We start from the raw sequence: 19,710 nt of genomic DNA, 5'->3' as shown, positions 1-19,710 counted from the left end.
TTAGGAGTACTTGTGGCCAAGAAGGGATTTTTTGACAAGATGAAAGGTAAGCTTAAAAAGTCGGAGGAAGACGAAGAGCTACTTGAAGAATTTGAAGAAGATGAATTCGAATCTGATGAAGATGAGGATGAGGATGATTCGGATTTTGATGATGCAACATCAACAGATGTTAAAATTCCTGGCGCAAAAGAGTTGGCCGATACTGAATTAGAAGAAGATGAGTATGATTCTGGATCAGATGATGAAGTCGTTATGTCTGAGCCTCAAAATGTTCATGAGGATGAAGAAGATGAAGATGACGACGAAGATGATGATGAAGATGATGATGAAGATGAAGATGATGATGAAGATGATGATGAAGATGATGACGACGAGGATGACGACGAGGAATCATTTCTATCCAAAAACTTTCCGTCAATAGCAAAGCTCTTTAAGAAAAAATCTTCTGATGAAGATGAGGAAGAAGATGAGGAAGAAGATCGTGATGACGAAGATGAAGATGAAGATGAAGATGAAGACGATGAAGAAGAAAAGTCGTTTTTAGAAAAGCAACTTCCATTCCTGGCTAAAATGCTTAAGAAAAAGTCTTCAAAAAAAGATAACGGTGAAGAAGATGATGCCGACGAAGATGACGAAGATGATGAAGATGAAGACGAAGATGAAGATGAAAATAAGAAAAAGGACTCTGATAAGAGTAAGTTAATTAAGCTTGTCTTAATTGTTGCAGTTGTTCTCCTTGCCATAGATCAATTTGTTTTAACAGATGAGAGTGACAATGAAGTTCCGGAAGTCCCACCAGTAAAGAGACAGAAAAAGCCTCGTAAGAAGAAGCCAAAGAAAGCTCAAGAGCAAACGACGGAACAGTCTCAACAAGTACAAGAGACTCAAAATGCTCAATCACAACAAGCTGAAACTCAGCCTTCTGTTCAACCAGAGACTCAACCTGAACCAGCGCCTCAACCAGAGCCAGTGCCACAGGTACAGCCTGAACCGCAAGTTGAAGAACCTGCAGTAGCACCAGTTGAAACAATAACGGAACCTCAAGTTGAGGAAAAAGTTGAAGAGACAGTATTAGATGTGGGAGAGAAGAATACAGAAGTTAATCCTGAGCCCATTGTCGTTCCTCAAACGCAGGTCGATACTACAGGTAGCTTTGGAGAAAAAGATGAAGATGATGTGAAGTCAGATTCTCTTGATAATCAACTTGATAAAATTGTTGATAAGTTGGAAGAGGAAAAGAAAGAGGTTGTTGAAAGACTAGAGTATGTTGAGCCTCCTAAGTATACAGAGTTTGGCCAAGGTCTAGTATATAATTGTAAAGGAAAACACTGGGCATGTGTTGATCGCAAAGCCTATCTTAAGTGTGAAGCTAATATGAAATGGGCACTACAAGAAGGGAAACCTAACGAATGTGCAACCTCTAAGGTTTTAGCATCAGAGTACGACTGTAGAACTTTACAGATGTATTATATTAATACTGTTGCTGAAACGCCAAATTGTAATTAGGCGGCGTCTTTCTTAAAGAGGCCGTCGATGATTGTAAGCGTGAACGTTTTTTCTTGTTTCGCTTCTTCTTTTTTCATCGCTCTTACAAATGCTCGTGCTAACTCTGGGTCAAATTGTGATCCAGAGAATTCTTCAAGCTCAGCATAAGCAACTTCGTAGTCTAGTCCCTTACGATAAACACGCGTTGAAGTCATTGCATCGAAAGTATCTGCAATTAGAATAATTCTAGAGAATAATGGAATATCTTCACCCTTAAGTCCTTCAGGGTATCCTCGTCCATCCCATCTTTCATGGTGATATTTTGCAAATGTAGCGACTTTTTCAAAATGAGTAAATCCTTGGAGGATTTCAAATGATTTTTCTGGATGACTTTTCATCTGAAGAAATTCGTCTTCAGTAAGTCTTGAAGGCTTATTTAAAACCTCATCTGGTACACCAATTTTTCCAATGTCGTGGAAAAGTGCAGAAAGTTCTAAGTCATATAATTCGTCTTCATTAAGTCCGATTTCTTTTCCAAGTGTTAAACTAAAATAAGCAACACGTGTACTGTGTCCGTAAGTGTAGTGGTCTTTGCAATCTAGTGCATGAAGAATTGTTCTCGCGGCCATTTCGCAAATCTTCTTTTGCTCAAGCTTAAGTGCTTTATTCTCAGCTTCTAGCCTTTTTGTAGGATCATCAGTTGTACCCCTTGCATTAACAACGGTTTTTTCAGAGATGACTGCGGATTGAGACTTCTTTGTCGCAGTACTTTTACGAGTACTTGCTTTCTTACGTCTCTCTCCCAAATTTACGATTTTACTCTTCTTCATTATAAGACCTAGTGTTACAGTCGGGTTATACCCATATTCTAATAATTCTTCGGGTCATTCTTAAGGAATCTTTAATTTAATCGGCTCATTTATATGATATTGGTCGCTTAATATGCTAAAATGGATTTTCAAGATGCCAAAAAATCGTGTCATCACTATTTAATTTTAAATACTTAGGAAGAGTTATGCGTATTCGTATCGTCGAGTCTAATATCGACAAAATTGCCGTAGATAAGCTCAATAATCTACTAAAATTGCTAGAGCTTTCAGATTTTAATCAAGATGTTTCAGAAGAAAATAACGAATCAGCTGCAAGTCAAGTGGCCTTTACAAAATCACAAAATGATATTGCTAATGATGAGTACTTTATCATTGTTTTTCATGATGGAGATCAGATTGATAAATCAATTCTTGAAAATGAAATGTGCTTAGGTGTTTTCTTTGCTGATAAATCAGTTGAAGAGAACTTACTTAATATGAAGAATGCAATTGAAGGCCTAAAAGCAATGGAGCTTCAAAAAAAGCTGCTTTATAAAATGAATAGCGTCATGGAAGGACTTGTTGGACAAGTTGAAAGCATTAGAGAAATGCATAAGAATATGGCCCCTTTTAGAAGTGAAAAGATTCGAGGAGTTGGGATTACGTCACGTTTTTGTGCGGGAACATCTAATGGTGGTGAATTCTTCGATTTTTTTAAAGTAGGTGGAGATGTTTGGATTATCTCCCTGCATGCTACATCATATATGCTCATTGGGAGTTTCTTAACGATGATTGAAGGATGGAAAGCTGAAGGCAGCCTTACAATGGATAAGATTCTTGGCCAACTTGAAGAGCGTACTGAGGATTTCTCGGAGTTCGGAGAGGCATCTATTCTAGTCGCTAAATTAACACTAGCTGATCTTACTCTCGAGAGTATTAATATTGGTGCCCATGAGATTCTTTCTCAAAATGATATTCTAATTTCATCAAATGAATATAGCTTTCCAAACTCATATGAAGTTAAGAAGCAGAGTGTTCAATTAGAAAAGGGGAAGGGAGTTCTTTTACTATCGCCTGGATATTTCAAGAATAACGACCATATTGTTAATGGCGAAGAGTATATTTCTTTTATTAAGAAAAACTGGTCATCTCCAGTTGAGTTAATTAGTGAATTAACATTTCAAAGTAAAAAGGGATATAATGAAGATGATTTTTTACCAAATGATCAAACCATCCTAATGGTAGAGGTAGATAAAAATGCAATTTCTAAAATCTAGTATCGTTTTCTTTATCACAGCTCAGGCAATTGCCTTTACTGGAACTGAATGCTTTCAGTCTTCATTTGATGTTTCTGTAAAACACAAATCAGCACCATTTGGTCTTTTGAATAAGACTATAACTATTAGTAAGAAAGAGTGCGAAATTGAGATCGCCCATAATCAATATAAGTATATGAATCGTAATTGGCTTATTGATATTTGTCGCGATCCAATTCACGTTAAGTCGACTTCAAATTCAGTAGATGTCTTTCGTAAAGAAGGTGAGTGTCATGCAACTTCAAACGAATTCTGTGACGAATATAAGACAATTAAAAAAATAATTGAAGATGACGGTCTCATCTTTGCTTCTGGTGCAAAAAATAGTCTTAATGATGATCATGGACGTGTTTTCTGTGCAAAACTTCTAGTAGAAGAATACTTAAATGCTAATACAGTATTTAGTCGCAATGGAAACTATGACTACATAATGATTAGAAAGCCAATTGCTAGAATTCCAGAAGATTTAAAAAGAAAAAGAGCAGAGTTTAAATCTGTAGTAGAAAAAACTGAAGTTAAAGAAGATAATGGCCAAGAGCAACCTACAATTGAATCATCTGGTGACTTTCAAATTGATGAAAGCGCTGGCCCAGGAACTTTTTAAACTGATTTAAATGCTGTTTCTAAATCTTCAATAAGATCGTAAGCATCTTCTATACCGACAGATAATCTAATCAGGTTATCTGTCAGACCAATACTTTCACGAACATTTTTTGGAACAGAAGCATGAGTCATAATAGCTGGATGTTCAATAAGGCTTTCAACTCCACCAAGGCTTTCTGCTAGTGAAAACATTTCAACTTTTTGTAAAAATCTCTTCGACTGCTTGATATCACCTTTTAAAAAGAATGTAATCATTCCGCCAAAGCCTGACATTTGCTTCTTTGCAATTGAGTGTTGTGGGTGAGACTTAAGTCCTGGGTACATGACCTTTTCGACTTTAGGATGGTCCTCAAGATACTTAGCAATTTTCATCGCATTCTTTGCATGAGCTTCCATTCTTATAGCAAGAGTTTTTATACCGCGAAGAACTAGCCATGAGTCAAAAGGGGATTGTGTTGGCCCTAGTGATTTCTGTAGTGTCCACAATTTCTCATAGAGTTTCTTATTGTTAAGCATACAAGCACCTCCGACAACGTCAGAGTGGCCATTTATATATTTAGTTACTGAATGCATAACAATATCAGCACCTAAATCAAGAGGGTTTTGAAAATAAGGACTCATAAAAGTATTATCGACAACTGTTATGGCCTTATGCTTTTTAGCTAACCCAGATACTTTTTTAATATCGGATATTTTTAAGAGTGGATTTGTTGGTGTTTCTACCCACAAGAGCTTTGGTTTGTGTTCTTTTAGTGCAGCTTCAACTTTATTCACATCAGTTGTGTCGACAAAGATAAAATTGTGAATTGAGTTAAAGACTGTTGTAAAGAGACGGTAAGTGCCACCATATACATCATCTCCACATAAAATTGTCGAGCCTGCTGGTAGCGTATGCATAATAAGCATCTCTATTGAGACCCCACTTGACGTGGTCAATGCATACTTTGAATTTTCAAGTGCAGCTAGAGCTTCTTCAAGTCTTGTTCGTGTTGGATTGTGACATCTTGAGTATTCGTAACCTTGGTGCTCACCAGGACTAGATTGAGCATAGGTCGTAGTTTGATAAATAGGTGGAATAACCGCACCTGTTTCTTTATCAGGATATGCCCCGGCGTGAATACACACCGAGGCTTTGGCCGCTTGTTTAAGCTTGGCCTTTTTCATTACTTTGAGCCTTTCTCAGACATATACTGAAGAACGTCGATTTCAGAAAGTACATCTGAAACTTTTCCATTCTTAGTAATGATAGCAACTTCTTTCTTTAAAAGTGCATCTGCTACAGTTTCAAGAAGTTCGTTACAATCAACTACGCGGTAGTTATTAGAGATTGCAAGAGAGATATTGTCGTCTTTTTGGAACTCGCCCATGATAACAGGCTTAATTAGGTTCTTCTCTGTACAAAGACCTAGAATATCTCCACCTTTATTAACTACAGGAAGCTGAGAAATATTCTTTTCTTCCATAAGTGTAATTGCTTCGCCAATTGTTGTTGTGTCTTCAACAGTGATGATATTTCCATTCTTTCCAAGAGTGTTAAGTACTTCTGAAATTTGAACGTTAAAAGAAGAATCAAGGTAACCACCATCACTCATCCAATCATCATTATAGATTTTTGAAGCATAACGGTTTCCAGAATCGTGTAGTAGGATAAGGATTTTCTTTGGTTCAGTTTGTTTTGCTGCATACTTTAAAGCACCTTCAATTACGGCACCAGCTGAACCACCAGCATAAATTCCTTCTTCTTTAAGAAGTCTTCTTGTCATAAGAAATGATTCTTTATCGTTAATAACTTCAAAGTCATCAATTAAGTCAAAGTCATAGTTTTCAGGAATAAAGTCTTCACCAACACCCTCAAGAACATATGAGTGTGCTTGACCCATTTCACCAGTCTTGTGGTAACCCGCGATAATTGAACCAACACAGTCAACACCAATGATTTCTACTTTATCCATTTTCTCTTTGAAGTAGCGTCCACAACCAGAAATTGTTCCACCTGTACCTACAGCTGCCATGAATACATCAAAATCACCTTGAGTTTGCTCATACATTTCTGGAGCAGTCCATGTATAGTGAGTATTTCTGTTATGTAGGTTATCGTATTGATTTACATAAAATGAGTTTGGAATTGTTTCTGAAAGTTTTTTAGAAACAGAGTAGTAAGAACGAGGATCTTCAGGCTCAACATTTGTTGGACATACAACAACTTTTGCACCGAAAGCTCTTAGGTTATCAATTTTCTCTTTTGATTGTTTGTCAGCTAGAACGAAGATACATTTGTAACCGTGAACTGCTGCCCACATCGCAAGTCCAACACCTGTATTTCCAGATGTTCCTTCAATAATTGTTCCACCTGGCTTTAGAACACCTTCTTCAACTGCACGATCAAGCATATAAGCACCGATACGATCTTTTGTTGACCCACCCGGGTTCATATATTCTAACTTCACGTAGAATTCACAATTTGTATCTTTACCAATACTATTTAATTTTACGATTGGTGTATTACCAATTGCTTCAACAACGTTTGCCTTAGCACCTTTCATCATACTTCTTTCTCCGTTTTCTTCCAGTTGTCCTGTAGGGCCCTTAGTTGCTCTATCGGGTCAAAAGTCACAAGATCTGGAAACGTAAGAGTTTCGATATTGGACTTCTTCGAAATGGAAGTTTTTATTTCTTCTTGTTTAATTATTGTTTCTTTAAATTCTTGCATCTGTGTCGTTTTAGGCTGCCACGATGCGAGATTGTTATACCATGATTTATTGATAATGAGGTAACGTTCGGTGTTCATTTGAGCTTGAATTGAGTCAAAGATTTGCTTCGTTTCGACCTCTTTCATGTGCTCTGCTGAAGTTACTAAATACCACCTCGAGTGAGCAGGATCATTTAATGTTTTTTCTACACTTAATCCATCGATAAACTTCTCTCGATTACCGTAGAGAATTGAGATCGCCTCAAGGAAGTCGTTGATAAATCCTTGTCCAGTTACACTTTCAAGGTAACTAAGGAACTTTTCAATCCCCGTTGAGATAATGCGGTTGAAAAAACGCCCTGGTTTATTTTGATTTGTAATATAATTAAATGCTTCCGCAAATGTCTTATTAAAGAAGCGATTGATCTTCTTTGAGGAATTAAGGAAGTCTAAAAAGTTCTTTCCTGGTGCTGTATCCACTACGATCGCATCATAGATATTGCGATTAATTTGAGACTGAATTTCAAGGACTGCAAGAATCTCATTAAGTCCACCGCGTGAACTCGTTAAGTTTTCTAAAATCTTATTATCAACCTTTGCACCTAAGATCTTTTCAAATGAAGATTTGCAGTCAAGAAGAAGAACGTCGAAAGAGATTTCTTCGTTTTTGAACTCAACTATCTCAGACTGATCTTTGAGATTGAGGAGTTGTCTTAAGCGTTTAGCTGGATCAATAGTAATAAGTAGAACTTTCTTATTCCTTGCCGCTAAAGAAAAAGCGCGGGATGCAGAAATCGTTGTTTTTCCAACTCCTCCTGTTCCACAAAAAATCTCAATTTTCTTAAAGTCCTTCACTCGTCACAGCCTACTTTTTATTTTGTTTTAAAGATATCCATCTTTTCAATGATCATATCACTTAATTCCTCAACCTGTTGCTCTTGCGTCTGTGCAATGATCTGAGGAAAGTGGAGATCATATTTTACCTGAAACTTATCTTGTAAGTGTCTTTGATTCTCAATCTTTACCTTTATAAAGTCAGGCGTGTCATCTTTTGGGAATTTGTTCAGAGTTAAATCACAATTGAGGATTTCGATTGTTGAAATACTATACTCATTAGTAAGTTCAGTTCTTAATTCAATACCTTCTTCAACCGCTAGCTCTGTCGGAATACTAACAACAACGCATTGAGTGTGTTCTTTATTCGTTAAGAAGTTATGCATCTTATCGATATCGTTTGCAATCGGTCCTATTTTAAAAATATCTTTAAAGACCTTTGGAGAGTGTATTGTTGAAAGTAGGTGACCAGATGCTGGAGCATCAACAATCACAATATTTTCTTCTTCTTTTGCAAGGTCAATAATGTGTCCAAGGAAGATCAGTTGACCAAAACTTGGGACCATATCAAATAAGGCCTTAAAGAATGAAGTTGAAACAATCCACTTGGCAATTGTTTTTGAATTTAGTTTACGAGCAATATATTCTTGAACTGAGCTTAAGTGAGTTAGCTCAACAGTTTTGATATTAAGTGATTTGATTAGCTCTTTGTCCTCATTTTGTTCAAATGAGAAATAATATACATTCTTATTATGATTAAGTTCAGAAATCGACTTAGTAAGCGCCACGGAAGTGAGGCTTTTTCCAACGCCTCCTTTTCCCGTGACGATATATAAGTCTTTAAACTTCATTAGAATTTGTAGAATACCGTAAGTAGAACTTTAAAGTAGTATCCCTCAACATCTGAGCGATTCTCTTGATCTACATCAAACGGATCGTTGAATGTGGCCATAGCACCAACTGTGATTTTTCTATTTAAATCAAAGTCTGCACCTGCACCTAGTTGATAACCAAATACTGTCTTTGCATCTGACTTATACGAATCAGTCTTTATTTGTGGCCTAAAGAAACCAAGACCTGCTGCAAGGAATGGTTGGAATGCATCATAATGAAATAGCTTTCCTTTCGCTCCAAAAAGAAGTCCTGCAGTCTTCGAATAAGTATTCTCATATTCATGTTTTGAATAATGTAGGTTGGCGTAAAAATCAAACGAGTAAGAAGCCTTGTAATTATAAAATAATTCAGCCGTAATTTTATCTTCACCGTTATCTTTAAGATCACTCATTAGAAGTGTTTGACCAATTCCGATCCCAACTGAGTGAATGTGAAGCTCTTGGCCACTAAGAAGAGCTGCCGCTGCTGCCGCATCTGAATTCTTCTTTGCTGACTTAGAAGAAGTCAATTGCTTAACTGTTTGTGCTTGTGTTTGAACACCAAAAATAAAAAGGCCTGCTAGAATAACTGCAGGCCTTAATATAGATTTTGAAATTTGAAAAATCATTTCACCCTCTAAACTAAATATATATGCAGTAATAACTGCCTTATATTAGTTTAAAGTAGTCGTAGTTTCAACAGAAGAGTTTAGGTTTGCTGCGCTGTTGAAAGAGTTGAAAGTTTGAGCTGGTGCTTCTTCAACAACTGGAGCTTCAATACCTTCTAGACCTCTAATATATCCAGTGAAAGTACCTTCTTCACCACGGATAACTCTCTTAAGAAGTTCAACGTCACCTGGCTTAGTTGACTTTTTCTCTTGATCAAAAAGAAGTTGGATTTGAGTCATGTAAGTGATGTCATTTTTAGTTTTGTTATCGATTACTTGAATCTCGTGACCTTCTCTGATGATTTGAGCGATCTCTTCAAGTGTTACATAGCAACTTTGGTGTGTGTCATAAAGTTTTCTGTTTTGGTACCTTTTAATAATTCTTACATCATTCATTCTACTACCCCTATTGGTTTACGAATATATCTCAAGTTTAATTTTAGAATTCTCTTGAGCTAAAACGAGTTAATAATTAACACGACGCTTTGTAATAGTTAAGCTTTTTGTATAAATTTCACCGTTAAGCTATGTTCAGTAAAATTAATTACTTATAAGTTCAACTTTGAACAAAAGACAGGTTGGTGTTCATATATTTTATTGATTCCCGCTGTGTCTATTGCTAAGCGTTTTGAAATTTGCATCAGAGAAGTAACAGTCAATGACAGTAACTGTCAAGGGATAGGCTTCTTAATTTTATCTAAATTCAAAGAGAATCCATTTATTTGCCATGATTTCAGCTATTTATCGTGCATTAGGTCGAACTAATGCAAGTCATTGATACTTAAGTTCTACCTAATGTTGCCCCTACGAAATTAAGGATTAATTTTCTTTAAGAAATATCTATTTAGGTCGATGAGAGACTGAGGCAGTAAGGCCAAGGATATTAGATGTTTAAAAATTTCATTCAAAATTCACTCTACACGATAGCGCTAGTAACACTCATTGGTTGTGCAACGACCAATAATGTTGAAGATGAGTCTAATATCAATGAAGATTCACAGCTTTCTAATACCATTTCTGATTTTGAAAAGGCGAAGCGAGCGCAAGAGTTTGTTGATCAGTCTCTTAGCGAGATTGTAGAAGAAGCAAAAACGAAGGGCGACGCTACGGTAAATTATGTCGCAAGTGACCTTTTCTTAAAAGCTGCAGACGCTTCTTTGAGCGGTGATTCTGTTTCGGCATCACTTATCTTAAAACACGTTGTTGATTTAAAACCTAAAGATATTTATCTAAGAAAAAAATATGCGGTTGAACTTATTAAGTCGAGTCAGTTAGAAGATGGAAAAAGGGAGCTAAAGTACCTTATTAAACATGCGGACAAAGATATTAAGATTAAGGCAAGACTCTTACTTGCTGGCGTATATGGTGCATTGGGAAAATCAAAGCAGTCAATCAAGCTATATCGTGAACTAGTCTATAAAACGAGACCAATTTTAAGTGAAGCTTGTATTTATCTTTCAAAAGCTTATGTGGATGAAAAGAAATTCAAGAAAGCTGTTGGAACGCTAAGTTATTGCTCACAAAAAGATCGCGAAAATCGCAGTATTTATGCCTTTCATACTGGCAAAATCCACTTTGAAAAATCTGATTATAAGAAGGCCAAAAAGTATTTTAATAATTCTTTAAAGCTTGATCCAACTAATCAGCAAAGTACTATTCTGCTTGGAATGATTTACGAACAACAAGGTGATTTTAAGTCTGCAAAGGTTCTTTATCAGAAGTTTTTGAAATACGATCCAAATAATTACACTGCACTTGGAAAATACGTAAATCTACTTTTTACAGATGGTGAGTATAAAGAAGTTGTTCCTTACTTAGAGAAGTTACTAGCTCTAGATCCTGAGAATTTAAATTTAAAGGTTAGATTGGGAGTTATTTATACAGAGACTAATAAGATTGAGGATGCAAAAGGAATCTTTAAAGAGATTCTAACTGTTATCCCAGATTCAGATAAAGTTCTTTATTACCTAGCAAGTCTTTATCAGCAGTCTAACGAAGGTGATCTTGCGGTAACATATTTTTCAAGAATTAAAGAAGATAGCTCACTCTTTCATGAGTCAAATATTCAGATCGCAAATATTTTGAATACATATGCACAAAAAGATCCTGCGCAAGAAAAGCGTCTTGTTGAATTTGTAAAAGAACGTTCAAAAGCATCAAAAGAGTTACGTTTTGAATTAGAAGTAATTCTTGCAGGTTACTATGAAAATCGAAAAGATCTAAGCCGAGCTATCGCTTTAATGGAATCTCATATTGAGCACGATAGCTATACAGATGGACATGCTTATTATCTTGCATCTTTATATGAAAAAGATAAGGCATTCACAAAAGCCGAAAAGATTATGTTAGATATCTTAAAGCGTGATCCAAATAACTCACATGCTTTGAACTTCTTAGGTTATACATACCTGGAGCAAGGTGTTCATATGGATAAAGCCTATGCTTATATTAAGAGAGCTGTTCAGCTTAACCCTCAAGATGGATATATCCGTGATTCTTTAGGTTGGTACTATTACAAAACTGGAGAATATCAGAAAGCTTACCGCGAAATTAAAAAAGCCTTTGCTTTAGTAAGTGACGATGTGGTCATTGCAAAGCACTTAGGGCTCATATATACTTCTTTGAAGAAGCCAGAAAAGGCTCGTCAATATTATGTCGAGGCACTTAAAAATTGTACGAAAGTAAACGAACGCGAAGAAATTCTAAATTATATCGAAAAGCTGGACTCTGTGCGTTTGCCGGCTTCACGTTAATATCTTGTACAACAAATCCAAAAGATTTATCAGATAAGGCTGGAGCTTCAACGAATAAAGTTGAGGCCCATAAGCTTTTAACGAGTGGTATTTGCCAAGAATTTAAAGGCCGTGGCCGTTTGAAGTTTGGCAAGAATCAAGAGCGCTTCACTTATAATGCCATTTTAAATAAAGAAACATTTAGCCTTGCCATTGATGTTCCATTCAAAGGACAAGAAACCTTAATTCTTCCACTCGATGCAAGTGAAGAGTTAGCAGCTGATATTTCAGGAACTCTCTATAAGAAAATTTCTACAGAGTTAGTAAAGGCAAAGCGTTATTCATCACTTAAAATATTAAATGACTTTCTCTTAAGAAACCGACTTTTCTTTAGTGAGATAAAGAATATCGATAGCAATTATTGTGACAAAGGGTGTCTTGAAGGTGATATTAAACATTACAGTGATGGGTCTGTTGAATATAAGACGCCAATGATTGGCAATTATGAATTCAACGCATCATTCTCTCAGTTACAAGAAAACGAATATAAATTTATTCGTTTAGAGGGAATTCACAACTCTAAAAAAACAAATAAAAAGCAAAGAGTCCTCGCCTTGGACCTTATCGTTGATAGCTGCGGATCTATCTAGCAGCGCAACAACGCTTCCTAATAAATTCTAGTAAATTTATCTTATCTCTTGTATAAATTACTCTAGTATTATTCTATGCAATAATTTTTTGAACAAAGGATGGTTTATGAAATCAAGGAATCTTGTTTCATTTTTAATCATGGGGCTATTAGCTTTAACAGTTTCATGTACAAAAAAAGTGGATCTTAGTGAAAAAGTTCTACACCTGGCCGTTACTTCAGAAGTGAAGGGAATGGATCCAATTTATGCAAACGACAAGTATTCTTCAAATGAAGTTGGTCGTGTTTACGAAGGTCTATTAGAGTACCACTACTTAAAGAGACCATACACACTTGTACCAAATCTTGCAGAAGCTCTTCCTGAAGTTTCAGAAGATGGTCTAACTTATACTTTTAAAATTAGACAAGGTGTTTTATTTCAAGACAACGCTGCCTTCAAAGATGGTAAAGGGCGTGAGCTTGTTGCAGAAGACTTTGTATATTCAATCAAGAGACTTGCAGACCCAAAACTACAAGGTCTAGGTTGGTGGCTACTTCAAGATAAGATTGTTGGTCTTGATGAGTGGCGTGAGAAGAACTCTAAGAAAGATTCTGTTGATTATACAGAAGTTGTTGAGGGGCTAAAGACTCTAGACAAGTACACTCTTCAGTTCAAACTTAAGAAGCAATTCCCACAATTCCTATACTCTCTTGCAATGCCATTTACATTTGTAGTCGCAAAAGAAGTTGTTGATCACTATGGGAAAGAATTCCTAAACCACCCAGTTGGTACAGGTCCTTTCATGCTGAAAGAGTTTAGCCAATCTTCAAAGAAGTTTACTTACGATAGAAACCCTAACTTCAGAAAGAAGCTTTTCCCATCTGAAGCAAGTGATGAATTCAAACACATGCTTGCATATGCTGGTAAGCCAGTTCCTTTCGTAGAAAAGATTGAAGTAAACATCATTAAAGAAGATCAACCAAGATGGCTAAACTTCCTTAAAGGACGTGTTGATTATATTGGTATCCCAAAAGATAACTTTGAATCAGCTGTTACTCCAGGTAAAGGTCTTGGAGAAGAATTTGCTAAGAAAGGTATTGATCTATCAGTATCACCATCACTAGATGTTACTTATACTGCTTTTAATCACGACCTTAAACTATTCAATAACGTTGATCTAAGAAGAGCGCTTGCACTTGCTTACGATGTAAAAGAGTTTAATAAGCTTTTCTATAATGATACAGCTCTTCCAGCACAATCAGTTGTTCCTCCGGGGATTGCTGGTTACATGCCAGATTATGTAAACCCTTACCGTAACCGTGACCTAGAAAAAGCAAAAGCACTTCTAGCAAAAGCTGGTTACCCTGAAGGTAAAGGTCTTCCAGAAATTACTTATGACTGTCCAAGTACTTCAACTTCAAGACAGATTGGTGAGCTTTTCAAAAAGCAAATGGCAGAAATTGGTGTAAATATCAAAGTTGTTCAAAACTCTTGGCCAGAGCTACAAAAGAAAATTACTGCTCGTCAGGTAATGCTTTACGGAATCGCATGGGGTGCAGATTACCCAGATGCAGAAAACTTCCTACAACTACTTTATGGACCAAATAAATCTCCAGGTGCTAACGGATCTGGTTATGATAATGCTGAATTCAACAAACTATTTGCTAAGGCTTCAGTTATGCAAGATTCTCCAGAGAGAACTGCTATCTATGAAACTCTTAACAAAATGGCAGCTGAAGAAGTTCCATGGCTATATGGTGTTCACCGTCAGTCATACTTAATTAAGCACAGCTGGTTAAAGAATTACATTTCAACAGACTTTGAAGCTGGTCAAGATCAGTACTTAGATGTTGATTTAAAAATTAAAAAAGACATGCAATCAAAATTATAATTGATAAATGTTAGCGCTGGAGTTTACTTCAGCGCTTATTTAATGAAGCAATCTTAATGGTTGCTTTTTTAAATAAGCGATACGCTAGTTAAGTTCGAGCTAAGGAGCTGTTTTTGTGAATACTTGGTCATATATTTTAAGAAGACTACTTTATACGATCCCAATTATTTTGGGTGTTTGTTTAATTATTTTCGCTATCTTTAACTTATCGGGATATGATCCTGCTCAGTTACTGCTTGGGAAGCACGCTTCAGCAAAGCAAATTGCAGAAGTTAGACATGAGCTTGGTCTTGATCGTCCGTTACTTGAGCAATATATCGGTATTGTAAAGTCAGCTTTTACTTTTGACTTTGGTCGCTCTTGGGCAACAAAGCAAAGTATTATCGATATGATTAAAGAAGGTGCAGTACCATCACTAACGCTAACTTTTCCAGCGTTTTTAATTTCGACAGTTTTCTCTATTTTACTTGCGATCATCGTAGCATTTTTTAGAGGAAAGCTAATTGACCGTACACTTGTTATTATCTGTGTATGTTTAATGAGTATTCCATCTCTTGCTTATATCCTCTTCTTCCAGAAGTTTTTTGCTTATGAGTTAGGGTGGTTTGAAATTTCTGGTTATGAGCATGGTTTCCCATACTTTATTCCTTACATAATACTTCCGGTTATCATCATGGTTGTTTTAAACCTTGGTCCGGATCTTCGTTACTTTAGAACAGTTATTCTAGATGATATTTATCAAGACTATGTACGTACTGCACGTGCGAAAGGTCTAAGTGAAAAAGTTGTTCTTCTAAAGCACGTATTAAAGAACTCTTTAATTCCAATTATTACATATGTAGTTATCCAAATCCCTTTCCTTATTTTAGGTGCTCTATTACTTGAGAGTTTCTTCTCAATTCCAGGGCTAGGTGGATTAACTGTAAAAGCTGTATTTGATAATGACTTCCCAGTTATTAAGGCGATGACGATTCTTTCGGCAATGGCCTACATTATCTTTACGGTAATTACAGATATTCTATATACAATCGTTGATCCAAGAGTAAGGCTAAAGTAGGAGTTGTCATGTCAGCAAATTTATCAAGCGAATCAAAATCACTATGGGGACATGCTTGGACGGAGCTTAAAAATGATAAAGCTGCAGTCTTTAGTATGGTTGTTATTGGATTATATGTAATACTTGCAGCACTTACATTCTTTGGTGTTATTGCAGGTGAATGGTCAAAAGAGATTGGAGCATCGTATATGCCTCCAAGTGCAGATGCACTATTTGGAACAGATATCTTTGGTCGCTCTGTAGTATATAAAACTCTTAAAGGTGCAGAAATGGCGATTGGGATTGGTTTCTCAACAGCTATGATCTCAACTGTAATTGGTGTGACTCTGGGGCTTATGGCCGGATACTTTGGTGGTAAAGTTGATGAAATCATTGTTTGGTTTTATACTTCACTAGCTTCAATTCCTTATATCATGCTTCTTTTTGCAGTAACGATGGTACTTGGAAAAGGGACATCATCACTATTCTTAGCCCTTGGGGTAACTTCTTGGGTTGGTCTATGTCGTCTTGTTCGTGGTGAAGTTCTACGCCACAAGGAAAGAGAGTATGTTCAGGCAGCAGCTGCTCTGGGTGCAGGAAATATGAGAAGAATGTTTAAGCATATTCTTCCAAATATCTTCCACATTGTTATCATTCAATTCTCACTAAGATTCCAACAGGCAATTAAATCTGAGGTAATCCTTTCTTATTTAGGTCTTGGAGTACAAGGTCAGCCTTCTTGGGGAACAATGATTGATGACTCAAAACTTGAACTTGCACGTGGTGTTTGGTGGCAACTTTCTGCAGCTACACTAGCTATGTTTGTTCTAGTTCTAGCATTAAATCTACTTGGAGATGCTCTTCGTGACTCTCTAGATCCTAAGCTTAAAGGGAAAGCGTAGGAAAACGCTCGACTATTAAAAAATAGCTTAATTTATTTACTCAACATTCCGATAAATATTGTTAAGAGGGCCTATTGTTAGGCCCTAATTTTATTAGCTTACGGGATTATGAGAGAGATAAACTTAAGTTTCCAGCAAATTCAAAACAATCCTCTACTCAAAGGAGAGTTGTATTGGTCACGACCAAGTGGCAGGCGCCTTCTTATAGGCCGTGCTGGAGAGTTTGCTAATCTCGAGTTAGTTGAAAAACTTTCGCAACAAAATGATCAATTCTTTCAAAAAATAATCATTGATGAAGAGCGCGTTTCAAAAGTCGTCGATCACTTTATGGATCTTCAAAAGGCCCAATTAGAGGAAGTGAAGCTTCGTTATCGAAATCTTATTCTGGTGGACTTTTATCGTATTTTAAAAGGTGAGAAAAAGTCTTCGACACTAGACTTCGTTTTTATTTGTCATGAAACTTTCTACGAGTTTAATCATGACAATATTAACCTTGAAGAGGAGTTTATTAAAACTAGTGCTATTACATTTAAAAAGGCACAAGTCATTTCTTCATCTGTTGTATATTTGGCCCTGATTTCGGGGTATCTTGATTTCAACTTTTTAAAAGAAGTTTTCAATACCATTCTAATGACTTATTTCTCTTATGTTTGCCGTAATGGAACAAATGTTGTGGATAAGTTAGCAAGCTTAGAGGAGTCATACGGTAATGTTGAGTATCTTAAGAGCCTAAGTCGAGACTTTTTTGAACTCGATTATAACTTAGATGATGATATTAGTGAGCTATGGCATAAAGTTCATGATCAGGTGTTCGCCTTAGAGCTAGAATTTGACTCCAATGATATTGAAGTCATTTTTAAATCAATCTTAGATAATGTAAAAGACTATCGCTACTTCAATGAAATTTTCTCTCAAGAAGATATTGGGAGGAGCGCGTAGGTGAGTAATAGAATTGAGGTTTATACATTTATCGATCAAGAGCTTTTTGAGAAGCTGAGTGAGCTAATGTGTGAAGACTTAAATTTTACTCAAGTTGAAAGTATTGAAGAGCTTTCAGATAAGAGAAATATAATAGTTAATGATACTAGCTATAAGAATTCGAACCCAATGGGAAGAGTTGTCTATATCAGTGAAGAGATAAAATCTGGTGTGGTAAGTCTTACTCCTGACGCCGTCTATACTGAGAATTCATTTATTCTAAATGAAATTGAAAACTACTTCGGCGTTCTACAAACCCCTAAAAATCGCACATTCCCACAGTTTACTAAAGTTAAGCAATATAAAATTCTCTCTCGTTTTAGTGTCGGTTATTATTGTGACCTTGCAAACCTCAAGGCCCATGAGAATTCATTTGATATTGAAAAACTTTCTGTTGGCTTACAGGGAATTTTAAATGCTATTGTTCTCAAGAGACAATGCGCTCCTGTTGAATTAGAGATGCTTTTTAGCGATGAAGAGCTTCTTATAAATATGAAGATTTCATCTATCTTTGTTGATGATGAATTGATTAATGAAATTTATCGATTCATTTCTAGTGACTTCTCTTATCTTTGTTTGAGAATTAATCGAAAAAAAGGGAAGATGGATCTAAGGTTCTCGCTTCAAAAAAAGAAATCGTATATTGCTCGTTTCGACTATGAAGTAAACTCTTCAAGAGCTAATTCTAGTGAAGAGCTCGTAAAAGATTCAAGAGAGAGAATTGTCGATCATAGCAATTATCACGATCCAATTATAAAAAAGGCATCATTAAAAGAGTTAAAGAGAATAATTGATTTTCTCTCAAAGAGAGAAGTCTCTCAAGATGACTTTCTAGATAACCTAGAGGCATATCCAGATAAAGAAATGCTTAAGGTCTTAGTTGATGATGAAATTGAATTTATTAAAAAGTCTGTATTAAATAAGGAAAAAGCTGAGAGCCTAAAGGAAGCCATTAGACTGACTGTGACTAACAGCTTTAATGAACAAAGTAGAGAAGAGTTCAATGAGAACTTTTTTAATAAGGTTGATAGACAAACTTTAAAAGATCTTGTTAAGGCAGAGAATTGGCCAATTGATAACGATGCTTTAAAAGAAGAAGTTAAAAATAAGATCTTAAATGAAAGAGAGCTTGAAACTTATAATGATTACTTAAATTCAGTACAAGGATATGTTGAAGAAACATATAACGTTCCTAAAGAAGACTTTGAAACTGTAAAAGACGGTGTTGAAGGTAATATTGCTGAAGAAGTATTAGAGAAGACTGGAAAGTCTGTAGAGCAATTTATTAGAGAGTCTGAATACTATGCAATGAAAGAGAAAGTTGCTCGTATGAGCCACTTATTCGATAAGATGCAAGCCGAGTTAGAAAAGGCAAAGCAAACTCCTGCTCTAGAAGTTCAAGACGTGCTAGTTGAAGAAGATGGTCAATCTCCTCTTGGAGCAATGGGTGAGCAAAGAGCAATTCAGGATCTTGAAGAGAAAGTTAAACAGCTTTCAAAAGAGTTAGAAATAAAAGGTGACTCGATAGAGGTCATGAGCCAGAAAGTTGATGCAGCTAACCTATCGGCCGCAGAAGATAAGCAAGAGCTTAGTCTGGCACAACAAAAGCTTAAAGAAGAAATCTTAAAAGTAGAAGACTTAGAAAAAGAGTTAGCCAAGTTTAAAGGCGACACTTCTAATACTTCTGGTACAGGTGAAGATCTTGAGACAAAACTTAAAGATGCAAATATTGAGATCAAGATGTACAAGCAAAGACTTAAGTTTGCTCAGTCTCAGATTCAAACATTAGAGAAAGCTAAGAAAGCTGCTGCAGCTGGTGGTGCAAATAATAAGAAAATAGCCCATCTTGAAAAGCTAATGGATAAACAAAATAAGCTTAAATCTAAGATGGAAACAGAAATTTCTTCTCTTAAAAAAGATAATCATAAAATAAATCAGGAAAACAAAATCCTTTCAAATAAAATTAAAGACTTAGAGAGAAAGCTTAATAATAAAAATAAATCAGCAGCGTAATTTTTTTCTTGCCATATTGAGTGAAGTCCCTTATAAATATTCTCACGCCTTACCAATGAAATTTTTGAAAAATTTTTAATTGTGCCCAGATGGTGAAATTGGTAGACACGCTAGACTTAGGATCTAGTGCCTTTGGCGTGGAGGTTCAAGTCCTCTTCTGGGCACCATCTTTTTGGTAGATCGCTTTCGCGGTCTTTTTTTTTGCCTTTTTTTAACTTTAACTCAAATTTATTTTTATCTTGCTCTCAACTTC

Annotated in this window: 17 protein-coding genes and 1 tRNA gene; 11 read left to right on the top strand and 7 right to left on the bottom strand. The window is 36.0% G+C overall.

Annotated features, from left to right (window positions below; genetic code table 11):
• Window positions 1–12: 12 nt before the first annotated feature.
• Window positions 13–1,506 (top strand): hypothetical protein, encoded by a 1,494-nt coding sequence (locus tag ACMAYX_RS12090; RefSeq protein WP_412471995.1) that lies wholly within the window; start codon window positions 13–15, stop codon window positions 1,504–1,506.
• Here ACMAYX_RS12090 and ACMAYX_RS12085 read toward each other — a convergent pair.
• Entirely contained in the window at window positions 1,503–2,315 is an 813-nt protein-coding gene (locus ACMAYX_RS12085) for an HD-GYP domain-containing protein (protein ID WP_412463023.1), read from the bottom strand. The two genes, ACMAYX_RS12090 and ACMAYX_RS12085, sit on opposite strands and share 4 nt — an antisense overlap.
• Before the next feature lie 185 nt (window positions 2,316–2,500).
• Between ACMAYX_RS12085 and ACMAYX_RS12080 the strand changes: the two genes are divergently transcribed.
• Both ACMAYX_RS12080 and ACMAYX_RS12075 read left to right on the top strand, forming a co-directional pair.
• The gene (locus tag ACMAYX_RS12080; protein ID WP_103218859.1) at window positions 2,501–3,571 is read left to right on the top strand and encodes a hypothetical protein; all 1,071 of its coding nucleotides are present in this window, start codon (window positions 2,501–2,503) and stop codon (window positions 3,569–3,571) included.
• Entirely contained in the window at window positions 3,552–4,214 is a 663-nt protein-coding gene (locus tag ACMAYX_RS12075; RefSeq protein WP_412471994.1) for a hypothetical protein, read from the top strand. Before ACMAYX_RS12080 ends, ACMAYX_RS12075 begins: the two co-directional genes overlap by 20 nt.
• Here ACMAYX_RS12075 and ACMAYX_RS12070 read toward each other — a convergent pair.
• Genes ACMAYX_RS12070 through ACMAYX_RS12045 form a run of 6 tightly spaced genes read right to left on the bottom strand, consistent with a single transcriptional unit; the run spans window position 4,211 to window position 9,672 of the window.
• The gene (locus ACMAYX_RS12070; RefSeq protein ID WP_412471993.1) at window positions 4,211–5,377 is read right to left on the bottom strand and encodes a trans-sulfuration enzyme family protein; all 1,167 of its coding nucleotides are present in this window, start codon (window positions 5,375–5,377) and stop codon (window positions 4,211–4,213) included. The genes ACMAYX_RS12075 and ACMAYX_RS12070 overlap by 4 nt on opposite strands.
• Entirely contained in the window at window positions 5,377–6,759 is a 1,383-nt protein-coding gene (locus tag ACMAYX_RS12065; RefSeq protein WP_103218862.1) for a pyridoxal-phosphate dependent enzyme, read from the bottom strand. Before ACMAYX_RS12065 ends, ACMAYX_RS12070 begins: the two co-directional genes overlap by 1 nt.
• On the bottom strand, window positions 6,756–7,757 hold the full coding sequence (locus ACMAYX_RS12060; RefSeq protein WP_103218863.1) for an ArsA family ATPase: 1,002 nt from the start codon (window positions 7,755–7,757) through the stop codon (window positions 6,756–6,758). The genes ACMAYX_RS12065 and ACMAYX_RS12060 overlap by 4 nt, the downstream gene beginning before the upstream one ends.
• Before the next feature lie 17 nt (window positions 7,758–7,774).
• Window positions 7,775–8,587, bottom strand: a complete 813-nt coding sequence (locus tag ACMAYX_RS12055) for an ArsA-related P-loop ATPase (RefSeq protein ID WP_412471992.1) — start codon at window positions 8,585–8,587, stop codon at window positions 7,775–7,777.
• A complete protein-coding gene (locus tag ACMAYX_RS12050; protein ID WP_103218865.1) occupies window positions 8,587–9,237 on the bottom strand; it encodes an outer membrane beta-barrel protein in 651 nt (216 codons plus the stop codon). The genes ACMAYX_RS12055 and ACMAYX_RS12050 overlap by 1 nt, the downstream gene beginning before the upstream one ends.
• Before the next feature lie 45 nt (window positions 9,238–9,282).
• Window positions 9,283–9,672 carry a polyhydroxyalkanoate synthesis regulator DNA-binding domain-containing protein gene (locus tag ACMAYX_RS12045; RefSeq protein WP_103218866.1) on the bottom strand — a complete coding sequence of 130 codons (390 nt, stop codon included), beginning with the start codon at window positions 9,670–9,672 and terminating at the stop codon, window positions 9,283–9,285.
• 491 nt (window positions 9,673–10,163) lie between these two features.
• Between ACMAYX_RS12045 and ACMAYX_RS12040 the strand changes: the two genes are divergently transcribed.
• The 8 genes from ACMAYX_RS12040 to ACMAYX_RS12005 all read left to right on the top strand — a co-directional run bounded on the left by ACMAYX_RS12040 (window position 10,164) and on the right by ACMAYX_RS12005 (window position 19,624).
• Window positions 10,164–12,029, top strand: coding sequence for a tetratricopeptide repeat protein (locus ACMAYX_RS12040; RefSeq protein WP_103218867.1), 1,866 nt, complete (start codon window positions 10,164–10,166; stop codon window positions 12,027–12,029).
• Window positions 11,948–12,658 (top strand): hypothetical protein, encoded by a 711-nt coding sequence (locus tag ACMAYX_RS12035; protein WP_412469965.1) that lies wholly within the window; start codon window positions 11,948–11,950, stop codon window positions 12,656–12,658. Before ACMAYX_RS12040 ends, ACMAYX_RS12035 begins: the two co-directional genes overlap by 82 nt.
• 106 nt (window positions 12,659–12,764) lie before the next feature.
• Complete coding sequence (locus tag ACMAYX_RS12030) at window positions 12,765–14,528, top strand: ABC transporter substrate-binding protein (protein WP_103218869.1); 1,764 nt, start codon at window positions 12,765–12,767, stop codon at window positions 14,526–14,528.
• A 115-nt stretch (window positions 14,529–14,643) separates the two neighbouring features.
• Window positions 14,644–15,585 (top strand): ABC transporter permease, encoded by a 942-nt coding sequence (locus ACMAYX_RS12025; RefSeq protein ID WP_412471991.1) that lies wholly within the window; start codon window positions 14,644–14,646, stop codon window positions 15,583–15,585.
• Window positions 15,586–15,593: 8 nt separating this feature from the next.
• The gene (locus ACMAYX_RS12020) at window positions 15,594–16,466 is read left to right on the top strand and encodes an ABC transporter permease (RefSeq protein ID WP_103218871.1); all 873 of its coding nucleotides are present in this window, start codon (window positions 15,594–15,596) and stop codon (window positions 16,464–16,466) included.
• Between the two features lie 108 nt (window positions 16,467–16,574).
• Window positions 16,575–17,405 carry a hypothetical protein gene (locus tag ACMAYX_RS12015; protein WP_146037904.1) on the top strand — a complete coding sequence of 277 codons (831 nt, stop codon included), beginning with the start codon at window positions 16,575–16,577 and terminating at the stop codon, window positions 17,403–17,405.
• Window positions 17,406–19,457 (top strand): hypothetical protein, encoded by a 2,052-nt coding sequence (locus ACMAYX_RS12010; protein WP_412471990.1) that lies wholly within the window; start codon window positions 17,406–17,408, stop codon window positions 19,455–19,457. It abuts the gene before it with no gap.
• Between the two features lie 83 nt (window positions 19,458–19,540).
• Window positions 19,541–19,624: transfer RNA gene (locus ACMAYX_RS12005), tRNA-Leu, on the top strand.
• Window positions 19,625–19,710: the final 86 nt, after the last annotated feature.

This window comes from Halobacteriovorax sp. RT-2-3 (assembly GCF_047085075.1).
Taxonomy (GTDB): Bacteria; Bdellovibrionota; Bacteriovoracia; order Bacteriovoracales; family Bacteriovoracaceae; genus Halobacteriovorax_A.
The sequence above is the reverse complement of the archived record's forward strand: the minus strand, read 5'-3'. Positions and strand labels throughout refer to the sequence as shown.

Coding starts and splice junctions, on each gene's coding strand:
- ACMAYX_RS12040 (WP_103218867.1), top strand. CDS start 10,164: ATGTTTAAAAATTTCATTCAAAATTCACTCTACACGATAGCGCTAGTA.
- ACMAYX_RS12020 (WP_103218871.1), top strand. CDS start 15,594: ATGTCAGCAAATTTATCAAGCGAATCAAAATCACTATGGGGACATGCT.
- ACMAYX_RS12065 (WP_103218862.1), bottom strand. CDS start 6,759: ATGATGAAAGGTGCTAAGGCAAACGTTGTTGAAGCAATTGGTAATACA.
- ACMAYX_RS12015 (WP_146037904.1), top strand. CDS start 16,575: ATGAGAGAGATAAACTTAAGTTTCCAGCAAATTCAAAACAATCCTCTA.
- ACMAYX_RS12075 (WP_412471994.1), top strand. CDS start 3,552: ATGCAATTTCTAAAATCTAGTATCGTTTTCTTTATCACAGCTCAGGCA.
- ACMAYX_RS12050 (WP_103218865.1), bottom strand. CDS start 9,237: ATGATTTTTCAAATTTCAAAATCTATATTAAGGCCTGCAGTTATTCTA.
- ACMAYX_RS12055 (WP_412471992.1), bottom strand. CDS start 8,587: ATGAAGTTTAAAGACTTATATATCGTCACGGGAAAAGGAGGCGTTGGA.
- ACMAYX_RS12070 (WP_412471993.1), bottom strand. CDS start 5,377: ATGAAAAAGGCCAAGCTTAAACAAGCGGCCAAAGCCTCGGTGTGTATT.
- ACMAYX_RS12085 (WP_412463023.1), bottom strand. CDS start 2,315: ATGAAGAAGAGTAAAATCGTAAATTTGGGAGAGAGACGTAAGAAAGCA.
- ACMAYX_RS12030 (WP_103218869.1), top strand. CDS start 12,765: ATGAAATCAAGGAATCTTGTTTCATTTTTAATCATGGGGCTATTAGCT.
- ACMAYX_RS12045 (WP_103218866.1), bottom strand. CDS start 9,672: ATGAATGATGTAAGAATTATTAAAAGGTACCAAAACAGAAAACTTTAT.
- ACMAYX_RS12080 (WP_103218859.1), top strand. CDS start 2,501: ATGCGTATTCGTATCGTCGAGTCTAATATCGACAAAATTGCCGTAGAT.